Origin of the sequence: Bellilinea sp. (genome assembly GCF_034432615.1) — a bacterium.
Classification (GTDB): Bacteria; Chloroflexota; Anaerolineae; order Anaerolineales; family Anaerolineaceae; genus Bellilinea.
Genome location: NZ_DAOUBL010000170.1, coordinates 1 through 12,582, shown reverse-complemented (window position 1 = coordinate 12,582; position 12,582 = coordinate 1). Strand labels below are relative to the sequence as shown.

Below are 12,582 nucleotides of genomic sequence, written 5' to 3'. Positions count from 1 at the left end.
TTGTGCTGGTCAGCACTGCCCATCAGCAGACCCTCGAACAGGTCATCCGCGAGCGCGGCCCGGATTACGGCTTTTTCGATTTCTCCACCGCCCGCCGCTTAGCCAGTTTCGGTCACATGGACGTGTATCTGATCGAAGCCGACCACCAGGCAATTGAACGCTATTACGGAAGTGACCCGCCATGAACCCGCCAAATATTGACCGGCTGATTCGCAGCAAACGCAAAACCCTTGCGCTCATTATCCGTCCGGACGGCTCGCTGGAAGTGCGCGCTCCGCTGCACCTGCCCCAAAAGGATATTCTGGATTGGGTTGCCAGCAAAAGCAGCTGGATCGAGAAACACCGCCAGCAGGTCTTGCAGGTTCAGGCTGAAAAGGCAGGATCGCCGGCTCGCCCTTTTCAAAGTGGAGATCTGGTTTATGTGATGGGTAAAACCTATCCGCTACGGGTCATCCAAACCCGAACCGAAACCCTGCGGCTGGAAACGACCCGGCTGGTGATGAGCAGCGACTTGCTGCCCAACGCCCATACGGTTCTGCAGCAGTTCTTAACCAATTTTCTCAATTTGACTCTTCCGCTCCGTGTAGCGAAATTTTCAGAACTGATTGGCAAAAAACCGGCTAAGGTACGCATCAACAAGGCGCGTACCCGCTGGGGCAGCTGCAGCAGCAACGGCAATATCGCGCTTAACTGGCGGCTGGTCATGGCGCCGCCGGAAATTCTGGATTACATTATCGTCCACGAACTGGCTCATTTAAAACATCCCAATCACAGCCGCGCCTTCTGGGCCGAAGTTGCTCGCATCCTGCCCGATTACAAAGCCCGCAAACAATGGCTCAGGCAATACGGCGCACGGCTGACGCTTGAGCGCATCAACGACCAGGCGTTGCCGCCCTATCCACCCGCCGCAAAATGATCTCATGTTCGGGGCGGTTTGGGGTGTGGCGGTAAATTAATCGTTGTTGGGATAAATCCAGGGACGCTTCCCCATCCGAAACCTGTACCTGACAACCGTTGGGGTATTGATAAGCCGGCACATACAATTCGGTCGGCGCACTCACTTGCGGGTCATGACGGAAGCGATAGCGGAACAGCCCGCTGCGGTAATCGAACTCCATCTGTAACGGCTCACCGGCTGTTCTCATGGCATAGGGACGCAGCAGCGCCGCCAACGCTCTTCCGCCGGAGTAAATATCCTCCGGATCGGTTTGCTGATCGCGGGAGAAAATGGACAAATCCTCATCGTTCCACAGGTCGCCGCGCAGATTGGTGTTATCCGGCGTGTAGTTCCAGATGGTGAAACTCATCAGATTGTCATCCATCGCTCGTAAACTGCGATCCAATGCTGCGATCTGCTGAGAATAGTCCCCGCTAAGATAAGCCTGCTTGCGATTCAGATCAAAGGCAATCCCAAATTCGCCGATCAGCACCGGTGCATTGCCCAAACACCGGCGCGCCTGTTCGCGGAAGTGAGCAATTTGCTCGGCAAACGACTTGCGGATGGCTTTGCGCCCGAATACCAGTCGTCCGCCGTTGCGCACATCCACCCCCAGCCACGGCACAAAGGACTTGAAGAATAATACAAAGGCATCATACCAGTGTGGCGCATAAACGATGTTCTGGACATCTCCCGGCCCCCAACACGGAACAGAATTGAATGCCTCCCCTTCCACGAAAATCAGCGCGTCCGGCTGCACCTGGCGGATTGCCCTGGCATAGCGGTTGATAAAGGGTTTAAGGTAATCATTGGCAAAATCCACTTCTTTCCCTTCGTAGCGGGTAAAGTATTCCGGTTGAAGTAAAACCGGTTTTCCGCTTCTGTCCACATCCCACACACCGTGCTGCCGCCAGATGCAGGTGTACCCTTCCCGCCACGCCGATAATCCGTTGGGGTTGACCAGCCTTCGCCCAACCCGGTGAATGCCGAAAACCCGCCGATCCATGATATCCACCCACTGCGGGTAACCGGCTCCCAGCAGCATGGACTGGAACGGCGTGGGCGTTTCACCGGTTTGAAGGACGCCTTCACGCCTGTCCAGCCGCTTCCAGCCGATATAGCCGTGAAGCGGCTCGTTGAAAACATCATAACCGACCACATTCGGCAGGTCGCACACCCGTTCGGCAAGCCGGGTAATCGCCTGAATGTAATGGCGCTGCAGATATTCCTGAACCGGCTCACCCTCAATTTTGGTCTGGGGGGCAAAGTAATTTCCGCCGAAGAAAAGCGTGAACATCGTCGCCGAAGCCAGTTTGCTGCTGTTGGAAGGCCAGACCATCTGAGGGAACGGATCCCCATGTTGGGAATGGACGATGGCGGCGCCGGTTTCATGCAAATGGTGCAGGTCAAACCCCACCGCTTCCAGAGTCCAGCCCGGTGCTCCATCGCCGCCCGAAAAGCGGCTCCACACATCTTGATGCGGGTCAATGAACACGTGAATATCATATTCGGCTGCTTTTCGCAGAACTGCGCGAATGTAATCCAGATAGGCTTCATCATACTGACCCGGCCCGGCGTGTTCGATGGCTTCCCACGTGACCAGAAAACGCAGGAAAGTCAGGCCCCACGCCTGCAGCCGGCGGAAGTGTTCGTCAGCCTGCTCCAGCGGGAAGGGGCGCCCGACAAATGATACATGGCGGTGATCAAAAAACTGTTCACTGCGGTAGGTTGCACCGTCCGGGACGGCAGGTACTTTGCTGGAACCCGCCAGATTAACCCCCCGCAAAATCAGGGTACGCCCCTCTTCATCCTTAAAATATGGCCCCTCAACGCGCATGGTATGCCGTCATCTCCAAACAGTAAAATTCATCAATAATTTTACACAAAATTGTCCATAGGCTGAGGCTTACTTCATCTCACGCACATCCGGGTAGCGCAAGGCAACAAACAGCCCGTAGAACAACGAAACCAGCGCACCCACCCCTACCGAAAACGGAGCGCCCAACCAGTCCGCCACAAGACCGGCCTGTAATCCCCCCAGCCGCATGGTGACCTGAAAGGTCATGGTGTAAAAACTCATCACTCGTCCGCGCAGGTCATCCGGGGAAGCAATTTGCAACAGGGTGTTTGCCAGTGCGTTTTGCAGCACAAAGCAAAATCCTGTTCCCAGCATAATCACCACCGAAACCAGAAACGAACGTGAGAGCGCAAACCCCAGCAACAGAGCGGGAAAAGCCAGATTGCCAAAGGTCAACCAGCGCCCGCGCCGTGCCCCGGTCGGTAGAGAAGCTACCACCAGCGCCGCGATCACCGCACCGATACCAACCGTCGTCAGTAAAATACCCAGCGGCAGGGCTTCCGGCGCCTGGCACTGGAACCAGCCGCGCTGACCGTCACAGAAGAACGAAATGACCGGTGCAGCGCTGGTAGCTAAAATCTCACCGCCAAAAACCGGCATCAGCGTATTGAACGGCATCGAAAGAAAAGCGCTGACCGCCACCAGACTGATCAACACCCCTATCGAACGATTGGAAAAGACAAAACGCATCCCTTCCACCATGTGACGCAGCGTACCACTCTGTTGATGGAGCAAGTGCGAGGAATCGGGCAGGTTGCGCATCAGTAACAGGCTGGCAATCACCGCCAGAAAAGTTACCGCATTAAGGAAAAAGGCGATCGCCTCGCCGGTTGCAGCCACAACCATGCCCGCCAGGGCCGGGCCGAGCGCGCGCGCCAGATTGAACATGGCCGAGTTCAGACCAATCGCATTGGTCAGGTCCTCTTTTCCCTCCACCAGATCCACCGTAAACGCCTGCCGGGCCGGCAGGTCAATGGCGGTCAGCGCGCCGAAGAGAAAAGAAAGCAGGTAAACATGCCAGATCTCCACCATGCCCAGAAAGGTCAACAATGCCAGCACCATCGCCTGAATCATCATTCCTGTTTGGGCATATAGAACGACCTTTTGCTTGGGGTAACGGTCTGCCAGCGAGCCAGCCCAAAATGATAGCGGAATGACTGGAATCAGACCAACAAAACTGACAATTCCCAATGCCGCTGCTGAACCGGTCAAACGATAGACCAGCACCTGTTGCGCCATGGTTTGCATCCAGGTGCCAATCAGGGAAATGGTTTGGCCAATGAACCAGACGCGGTAATTGCGGTGACGCAGGGCACGGAATGTTCCCCGACCAATTACAGATGCCCTCCCGCCGCTGGATGGTAGGGATTTAATCGTCATTACAGGGATGATGATGCAGATAGGGTGAGATATGCCGATTATACACCCGCTTCCAATTCCCCAAACGGGCGGTGATATAATCCCAACAAAGATGTTAAGACGCCGTTATCAACGCATTTTGTGGTTCTTTGGCAGGGTTCTACTGCACCTGATCTGGTGGGACATCTTCCTGCCATTTATCGGATTGGGCAGATGGTCAGGCCGCAGCCGCGCCCGGCGGCTGCAACGGATTGCTGCCCGCTTTCGGCGGTTGGCGATTGATCTAGGTGGTGTGATGATCAAGGTCGGGCAATGGCTGTCCTCGCGATTAGACATTCTGCCGCCGGAAATCACCGGCGAACTATCCGGCTTGCAGGATGAAGTGGCAGCCGAGCCGTTTGAGGCTATTCGCAGCGTCATCGAAAGCGAATTTGAACGCCCGTTAGAAAGTCTGTTTGCTTACTTTGAGCCAACACCCGTGGCGGCTGCCTCTATTGGACAGGTACACCGTGCCAGCCTCTTCTCCACGGATGGTGAAGAAACTCCCCTGCCGGTGGTGGTCAAGGTTCAGCGTCCGAACATTGAAGCGATTGTGGAGGTGGATCTAAAAGCCCTGCGGATGGTTGGCCGCTGGGTAAATTTATACCCGCCCGTGCGCCGACGTGCCAACGTCCCCGCCCTGCTGGAAGAATTCAGCCGTACCCTTTTGGAAGAAATTGATTACCTGCACGAAGCCAAAAATGCCGAGATATTTCGCGCCAACTTTGCGGATGATCCTGAGATTCTCGTCCCCCAGATCCACTGGAATTACACCACCCGCCGCGTCCTGACACTGGAGGAAGTCGGCGGCATCAAGATCACCGACAAGGAAGCCATGCTCGCCGCCGGTATTGAGCCGACTGAGGTAGCCAGACGTTTATTCGATGCCTACCTCAAGCAGATATTGGACGATCATTTTTTTCACGCTGACCCGCACCCGGGTAATCTTTTTGTTCACCCCCTCCCGTCAAATGAAGAGGAAGAAACCCCCGGCTGGAAACTGGTCTTTGTGGATTTTGGCATGGCCGGTGAAGTCACGCCAACCATTCTCGCAGGCATTCGCGAGATGATTATTGCGGTTGGGCAGCGGGATGCCGATCGGGTAATCAAGGCTTATCAGATCATGGGTGTTTTACTGCCCGGCGCCGATCTGGAATTACTTCGTCAGGCAAATCAGCGCGCTTTTGATCGGTTTTGGGGCAAATCCACCAGTGAATTGGTTGCCCTCAGCACAAGCGAGGCTATGGCTTTCATCGCCGAGTTTCGCGAATTGATTTATGATGCTCCCTTCCAGCTCCCGGATAATCTGATCCTTCTGGGGCGCTGTCTGTCGATTTTGAGCGGCATCTGTACCGGGCTGGATGAAAACTTTAACGTATGGGTCAGCATTATCCCCTACGCCCAGCGGCTGATTGCCGAGGAGGGCGGGAGAGGATTGCGCGGTTGGGTGCTGGAAGCTGGCGATACCCTGCGCACGCTGGTCAACCTGCCGCGCCGCGCCGATACGCTGCTCACCCGTTTGGAGCAGGGGCGTTTGGAATTCCGCAGCCCGGAATTGAAACAGCAAATCAGCCGGGTTGAAAAAGCCTTGCGCCGGCTTACAGCCAGCCTGTTCTTTGCCGTTTTTTTGTTCAGCGCGGTGCAGTTGTACCTTGCCGATCAGACCATTCTGGCAGTCGGCTTCGTTGCCGCTGCGCTGCTTAGCCTGATTGTGCCTTTTTTCCTTCCTTAAGTTTCTGAAATCAACCCTCTCGATTGGAGTGAATTCATGTCCAGTAAAAATCTTTACATCCCCGAAAGCGCTATGGTCATCGTTGCCCATCCGGATGACGTTGAATTTTCCTGTGCCGGGACACTGGCGCGTTGGGCACGCGCTGGATGCCGCATATCCTACGTCCTCTGCACCAGCGGTGATGCCGGCATTGCCGAAGAAGGCATGACCCGCTCCCGTGCCGCTGAAATCCGCGAAGCGGAGCAGACTGCGGCCGCGCGGGTCATCGGCGCCAGCGAGGTCGTCTTCCTGCGTGAGCCGGACGGCTTACTCCAACCGACTCTCGAATTGCGCAAGAAACTGGTGCGCGAAATCCGCCGCTTTCGCCCGGAAGTCGTCATCTGCGGCGACCCGACTGTGGTATTTGCCAACAGCACCTACATCAACCACCCCGACCACCGCGCGGCGGCCACCGCCGCGCTGGACGCCGTCTTTCCAGCTGCCGGTCAGCCTCAGGTGTTTGAAGAGCTGTCCGAAGAGGGACTGAAAGCCCACAAAGTGCGCAAAGTGTACATATCCGCCTGGGATGGCGGTGATACCTTTGTCAACATCGAGGAGACCATTGATTTAAAAATCGAAGCCCTGAAACAGCACAAAAGCCAGATGGAAGGATGGGATCCGGCCGAGATGATTAAAACCTGGGCTGCCGAAAGTGGCAAAGGCAAAGAGATGGCCTACGCCGAATCGTTCCGCGTCATCACGCTGATGAGCGATGAAGACTGGCAGAAGTATATAAGCGGCGGGCAGATTACCGCCCAAACATCTCCTGCAGCAGCGGATTGATGCGCTCCCAGTTGGGCAGTAGTACATTCGCCCCGCCGCTGGTGGTAAAGGGTGTGACCATCTCGCGGTCGAGGGTACGATTATCAATCCCATCCGGGCCGGCGCGCAGCAAGGCCAACCCCAGCCGCGGCCACAGCCAGACGGGCAGGTTGGTGTCCACCGATTCCAACGCTGCGGCAGTCACCGCCGGCAGGCGGCTCCACGAGGCCGGGTTAAGCATCTGACGGAAGGCAGCTTTGAAAAGCAGCTGCCCCTGCGCCATGCGGTAAAAATCATCCGTGCCGGTGCGGTTGCGGGCAAAGGCGAGCGCCTGTTCGCCGTTGAGCGTGTGTCTGCCGGGCGGGTAACCGGCAGTCGGCTGCTCCAGTTCAATGGTAATCCCACCCATCGCCTCGACGATGGGCTGTACACTGTCAAAGCGCAGGCGCACGAAATAGGGCACATCCAGCCCAAAGTTCACCCGGACGGTTTCCAGCGTAGCGCGCGGCCCGGAACCGGGCTGGTCAATTTCGGCAAAAAAGTGGGCCGTGTTGATGCGGTTTTCGCCGACTCCGGGAATGTTCACCCACAGGTCGCGCGGAATGGAGAGCATTTTAATATCCGGCTGCAGCGGATTGATACTGAGCAGAATGTTGGTATCACTGCGTCCCATCGCGCTGCCATCCGGAGCGCGGTCAATCCCCAAAATCAAGATGTTGGTGCGCAACGGCGCGAAGAAGTACAACAACAAAACCGCCAGCAATCCCAAACCAGGCAGAGAAACCAGCCAGCAGCCTGCCCCCCAACGACGACGTTTTTTGGCGGGCCGTACGGGAATGGCCTGAAAATGTTCGTTCGGGTCAACCTCTCGCAGTGGAGCCGAAATCCGCAACGTTGTTTCCGGCGGATGTGCCGGTTGAAAAGGCGTTTGTTCGGTCATTTTTCATTCACCTGTCACCGAATTTTAACCCAAAAATGGGCGTTTTCAGCGCATAACCTTCTGCATTTAGGCCAGGCGCGTTCGTGATATACTCATCTTCAGGCATAAATCTATGGATCTCTTCAACCATGCCATGCAGGAAAGAATGAAAGATGAAGCGCCGCTGGCAGCCCGCATGCGCCCGCGTACGCTGGATGAATTTGTCGGGCAGGAACACATTATCGGGCCGGGCAAATTGCTACGCCGCGCCATCGAAGCCGACCGGTTATTTTCCTCCATTATCTTCTTTGGCCCGCCGGGTACCGGCAAGACCACACTGGCGCAAATCATTGCCAACTCTACTCAGGCGCATTTTGAAAGCATTTCAGCGGTTCTGGCAGGGGTAGCCGACCTGCGCCGCGTCATTCAGGAAGCCACCGAACGTCGCCGTTTGCAGCGCAAACGCACCATCCTGTTTGTTGATGAGGTTCACCGCTGGAACAAAGCCCAGCAGGATGCCCTGCTTCCGCATGTTGAAAGCGGCATGATCACCCTGATTGGCGCCACAACCGAAAACCCTTATTTTGATGTCATCCCGGCGCTGGTTTCGCGTTCGCGTCTGTTTCAGCTGCTGCCGTTGACCGAAGAACACCTCAACCACATCCTTGATCAGGCATTGAGCGATTCACAGCGCGGTTACGGCGGTAAAAACATTCAACTGGATGAAGACGCCCGTCGTCATTTGATTCGTGTTTCCGGCGGTGATGCGCGCAACCTGTTGAATGCCATTGAACTGGCTGTGGAAACCACTCCCCCGGACGAAAATGGAGTGATTCATATCACTTTGGAAGTAGCCCAGGAATCGATTCAAAAACGCGCCGTGCTATACGACCGCAACGGCGATGCCCACTACGATACCATCTCGGCGTTCATCAAGTCGGTGCGCGGTTCGGATGCGGATGCCGCGCTGTACTGGCTGGCCAAAATGATGATCGCCGGGGAAGACCCGCGCTTTATCCTGCGCCGCCTGCTGATCCTGGCAGGCGAGGATATTGGACTGGCTGATCCGCGCGCTTTGCAGTTGGCTGCTGCGGCGGCGTATGCTTATGAGTATGTCGGCTTACCGGAAGGAATTTTTCCCATCGTCGAGGCAACGCTCTATCTTGCCACCGCCCCAAAGTCCAATACCGCCCTGTCCTACTTCAAAGTCAAAGAATGGATTGAGGAACATGGGGTTGGTATGGTGCCGCAGCACCTGATGGACAGCAGCCGGGATGCCAAGGGGTTAGGGCATGGCGCCGGTTACCAGTATCCGCACCAGTTTCCCGGTCATCATATCGGCCAGCAGTACCTGCCGGATGCTCTGCTGGGTACAACTTTTTACACCCCGTCACAACAGGGGTACGAAGCCGAAGTCGCCGAGCGATTGCAACGCTGGCGCAAAGCCCAGGCCCAGGCGCTGGGTTTAGAAGAACCACCCCCTATGGAGAAAAACGATGACCCTGATACTGCTGATTCGCCACGGTGAAAATGATGTCATGCATCGTCGTTTGGCGGGACGATTACCGGGGGTGCATCTCAACGAGAACGGCAGGAAACAAGCTCAATCACTCGCCAAAGCGCTGGAACATGCCCCAATCGAAGCGGTTTATTCCAGCCCGCTGGAACGCGCCCTCGAAACCGCCCAACCGCTGGCCGAAATGCGCGGGTTGACCGTCCGAATCCGCCCGGCGCTCAGTGAGGTGGACTACGGCGAGTGGCAGGGACGTACCTATAAGCAATTGCGACGCATCAAGCTGTGGAAAACCGTCCAGGAAGATGCCGCCAGTGTACGCTTCCCAAACGGCGAAACGCTGGTCGAAGTCCAGCAGCGGGTGGTGCAGGAACTGGAAAATCTGGCGCGTCAGCATGCCCGTCCTGTTGAAGAAGGCAAGCCGCCCCCGCCGGAGGCGGTCATCGCAGCCGTGGCGCACGGGGATATTATCCGGTTGGCATTGGCACATTACCTGAACATGGCGCTCAACGACTTTCACCGTCTGGTGGTCTTCCCTGCTTCTTTATCACTGGTGCGGGTAAATCAGGGGGAACGACCGCTGGTCATTCATATTAACCAGATTGCCGGCTTCATGTGGCAACCTGCCCCGCAGCCCAAATCAGACAAAAAAGCGAGGTCATAAGCCGTCATCATGAATCAGCCGCTCAGCGAAAGCGCCCGTAAAGTGCAGGCAGCCCTGCAGGCATTGGGACTGCCCTGTCAGGTCGTTGAACTGCCTGCCTCCACCCGCACCGCGCCGGAAGCCGCCCAGGCCGTCGGCTGTCAGGTCGGGCAGATCGTCAAATCACTGGTTTTTCGCACCCAAACCAGCCGCCGGGCGGTTCTGGTGCTGGTCAGCGGCAGCAACCGGGTCAACGAAGACCGGCTGGCCGAAGTAGTGGGCGAGGCTGTCGTCAAAGCCGAAGCAGACTTTGTGCGCGAACAGAGCGGCTTTGCCGTCGGTGGAGTGCCGCCGGTTGGTCACCACCGCCCTCTTCCAACCTACATTGACCAGGACCTGCTGCAATACGCGGAAGTCTGGGCAGCCGCCGGAACGCCGCATGCTGTGTTTAAGCTCAACCCGCGCGAACTGCCGCGCATCACCGGCGGGGAGGTCATCAAGGTCAATTAGCCGCTAGAACACAAACGCCCATAACAGCCAGACCACAATCACCAGAAGCCCGAAGCCAAAACGCAGGATCGCCCCCCAGCCGCAGCCAACTGCCAGACCGCGGGTCGAATCCCATGCTTTGCGCAAATCGCGTATGCGTAAATACTCGACGAGGAAGATGCCAGCCATTGCCAGAATCAACCCGCCCAGCGGCGGAAAGATCAATGAACCAAGCACGCCGCCGATAAGTGCCGCGCCAATCGAAAACCACGAAGCACCGCTGGTCTTTGCCGAAGCGCCCATCGCCACATTATCAATAATCCCGCCGATGATCACCAGAATGGTGATGATTGCAAAAAGAATACCGCCGGTCAGGTCAAAGCCGCGCACCAGGCCGAAAACCAGCGCGGCCGCCCATTGAATCCACAGCCCGGGCAGAAGCGGGATGAGGGTTCCCGCCTGACCGAGCAGCAAAAAGGCTAAAACAATCCACGGGAAGGCTGCCTGCAAAGTCTCCTGCATGTTGATTTACCCGTCAGCGCGGATGACTTCGATGCCGCCCATCCACGGACGCAGCACTTCCGGCACGACCACACTGCCATCCGGTTGCTGGTAGTTTTCCAGCACAGCAATGAGTGTGCGCGGTAAACCCAGCCCCGACCCGTTGAGGGTATGCACCAGCCGGGTTTTACCACCATCCGCCGGGCGGTATTTGATATTGGCCCGCCGTGCCTGAAAATCCATCACATTGGAAACCGAGGATACCTCCAGCCATTCACCGCAGCCGGGTGCCCATACTTCAATATCATAAGTGATCGCGGCATTGAAGCCCAAATCACCGGTGCACAGCTGCACCACGCGGTAAGTCAGCCCCAGTTCGGCACAGGTCTGTTCGGCATCCGCCACCATTTTCTCCAGTTCACGCATCGATTCTTCCGGCCGACAGAAGATGTACATTTCCACTTTATCGAATTGATGCCCGCGCTTGATGCCGCGCACATCCCGCCCGGCGCTCATTTTTTCGCGGCGGAAACAGGGCGTGTAGGCCGTATAGCGGCGTGGCAGACTGGATTCCTCCAGCACCTCATCCATCAACATTCCGGTCAGCGGCACCTCGGCGGTCGGCACATTCCAGAAGTCTTCTTCGGCATCATGGTAAAGATTATCGGCAAACTTGGGCAGCTGCCCGGAAGCAAACAGAGTTTGCGACTTGACCATGAAGGGCAGGTAGCGTTCCTCATAGCCCTGGCGGATGTGCAGGTCAAGCATCCAGGCGATCAGCGCCCGCTGCAAACGCGCCCCGGCACCGTTGAGGATATAAAAACGCGAACCGGTGATCTTCACCCCGCGTTCAAAGTCAATAATGCCGAGGTTGACGCCCAAATCCCAGTGCGGGATGGGTTGAAAATTAAATTGAGGGATTTCACCGGATTGGCGCACCACACGGTTATCGTGCTCACCTGCCCCGTAAGGAGTATCCGGATGGGGAATGTTGGGAATGGTAGCCACCAAGGCTTGCAGGTCACTTTCTACCTGGCGAACCTGTTCGTCCAGTTCGGCGATGCGGTCACCCAGCGCGCGCATGGCGTCAATTTTGGCCTGCCTTTCGGCGGGGTCTTTCATGCGCCCGATTTCCTTGGAAACCGCGTTGCGCTCGGCTTTCATGGCTTCCACCTCGGTCAGCAGCGCCCGCCGGCGGGCATCCAGTTCCAGCACACGATCCACCGGTGCGTCTTCCATCTGACGGTCGCGCAAGGCTTTGCGCACTACTTCGGGTTTTTCGCGAATCAGGTTCAAATCCAACATCAACTCACCTCCGCAAAGATGAAACCAAAACCCCCGCGCCTTTGCAGGACGAGGGGGGAGCATCTCGTGGTGCCACCTGCTTTCGCCGCACAGGTCAGGTGCAGCCTCATTACGGTGATAACGGTACCGTCCGGCCTTCTTACGGCTCAGTCAAGCCCCTGCGAAGGCAACCTACCCGTTCAAACGGGCAACCGGAGTGGATTTCACTGGTTTTCCCGGCCGGCTCGCACCCGCCGCCGGCTCTCTGAACGGTAAAAACCAATTACTTGACTGCCGGGTCGGTCTTTCAATGAAGGCATTATACCTGAGGGCTAAACCCTGTCAAGGAAAACAACCCGTTCATTTTAGAAGAACAAATTCGCGGCGCATCCCATAAGGCTGATCATAGTCCTGTACCAGTCCATCAATTTCCATGGGTTCATCCCCGCTGCGCAAATCATAAAGGTACATTCCGGCAATGTAGCGGTTGGGGATTCCGCTTTGCGG

Annotated in this window: 12 protein-coding genes; 7 read left to right on the top strand and 5 right to left on the bottom strand. The window is 56.7% G+C overall.

Going from position 1 to position 12,582, the window contains the following annotated elements; all coding sequences use genetic code 11:
• Both VAE48_RS08060 and VAE48_RS08055 read left to right on the top strand, forming a co-directional pair.
• A partial coding sequence (locus tag VAE48_RS08060; RefSeq protein WP_322792809.1) for a hypothetical protein occupies positions 1-185 on the top strand: 185 nt, incomplete at its 5' end.
• Complete coding sequence (locus VAE48_RS08055; RefSeq protein WP_322792808.1) at positions 182-916, top strand: SprT family zinc-dependent metalloprotease; 735 nt, start codon at positions 182-184, stop codon at positions 914-916. The genes VAE48_RS08060 and VAE48_RS08055, both read left to right, overlap by 4 nt.
• On the opposite strand, the gene VAE48_RS08050 is transcribed toward VAE48_RS08055, so the two are convergent.
• Both VAE48_RS08050 and VAE48_RS08045 read right to left on the bottom strand, forming a co-directional pair.
• Complete coding sequence (locus VAE48_RS08050) at positions 873-2,774, bottom strand: cellulase family glycosylhydrolase (protein WP_322792807.1); 1,902 nt, start codon at positions 2,772-2,774, stop codon at positions 873-875. The two genes, VAE48_RS08055 and VAE48_RS08050, sit on opposite strands and share 44 nt — an antisense overlap.
• Positions 2,775-2,843: 69 nt before the next feature.
• The gene (locus VAE48_RS08045; protein ID WP_322792806.1) at positions 2,844-4,175 is read right to left on the bottom strand and encodes an MFS transporter; all 1,332 of its coding nucleotides are present in this window, start codon (positions 4,173-4,175) and stop codon (positions 2,844-2,846) included.
• Between the two features lie 91 nt (positions 4,176-4,266).
• Here VAE48_RS08045 and VAE48_RS08040 point away from each other — a divergent pair, with 91 nt between their 5' ends.
• Together VAE48_RS08040 and VAE48_RS08035 are read left to right on the top strand one after the other, a co-directional pair.
• On the top strand, positions 4,267-5,925 hold the full coding sequence (locus tag VAE48_RS08040; protein ID WP_322792805.1) for an AarF/ABC1/UbiB kinase family protein: 1,659 nt from the start codon (positions 4,267-4,269) through the stop codon (positions 5,923-5,925).
• A gap of 36 nt (positions 5,926-5,961) precedes the next feature.
• Positions 5,962-6,747 (top strand): PIG-L deacetylase family protein, encoded by a 786-nt coding sequence (locus tag VAE48_RS08035; protein WP_322792804.1) that lies wholly within the window; start codon positions 5,962-5,964, stop codon positions 6,745-6,747.
• On the opposite strand, the gene VAE48_RS08030 is transcribed toward VAE48_RS08035, so the two are convergent.
• Entirely contained in the window at positions 6,713-7,666 is a 954-nt protein-coding gene (locus VAE48_RS08030) for an LCP family protein (protein WP_322792803.1), read from the bottom strand. The two genes, VAE48_RS08035 and VAE48_RS08030, sit on opposite strands and share 35 nt — an antisense overlap.
• 112 nt (positions 7,667-7,778) lie before the next feature.
• On the opposite strand from VAE48_RS08030, the gene VAE48_RS08025 reads away from it, so the two are divergent.
• From VAE48_RS08025 to VAE48_RS08015, 3 genes are read left to right on the top strand one after another with little or no spacing between them, the layout of a single operon-like run.
• Positions 7,779-9,173, top strand: a complete 1,395-nt coding sequence (locus VAE48_RS08025) for an AAA family ATPase (RefSeq protein WP_322792802.1) — start codon at positions 7,779-7,781, stop codon at positions 9,171-9,173.
• On the top strand, positions 9,142-9,822 hold the full coding sequence (locus VAE48_RS08020) for an MSMEG_4193 family putative phosphomutase (protein WP_322792801.1): 681 nt from the start codon (positions 9,142-9,144) through the stop codon (positions 9,820-9,822). The genes VAE48_RS08025 and VAE48_RS08020 overlap by 32 nt, the downstream gene beginning before the upstream one ends.
• A gap of 9 nt (positions 9,823-9,831) precedes the next feature.
• Positions 9,832-10,311, top strand: a complete 480-nt coding sequence (locus VAE48_RS08015; protein ID WP_322792800.1) for a YbaK/EbsC family protein — start codon at positions 9,832-9,834, stop codon at positions 10,309-10,311.
• A 3-nt stretch (positions 10,312-10,314) separates the two neighbouring features.
• Here the strand turns inward: VAE48_RS08015 and VAE48_RS08010 are convergent, their stop codons facing one another.
• Both VAE48_RS08010 and serS read right to left on the bottom strand, forming a co-directional pair.
• Positions 10,315-10,812: a DUF456 domain-containing protein gene (locus VAE48_RS08010; RefSeq protein WP_322792799.1), complete on the bottom strand. Its 498-nt coding sequence runs from the start codon at positions 10,810-10,812 to the stop codon at positions 10,315-10,317.
• Between the two features lie 6 nt (positions 10,813-10,818).
• Positions 10,819-12,096: a serine--tRNA ligase gene (gene serS / locus VAE48_RS08005; protein ID WP_322792798.1), complete on the bottom strand. Its 1,278-nt coding sequence runs from the start codon at positions 12,094-12,096 to the stop codon at positions 10,819-10,821.
• Positions 12,097-12,582: the final 486 nt, after the last annotated feature.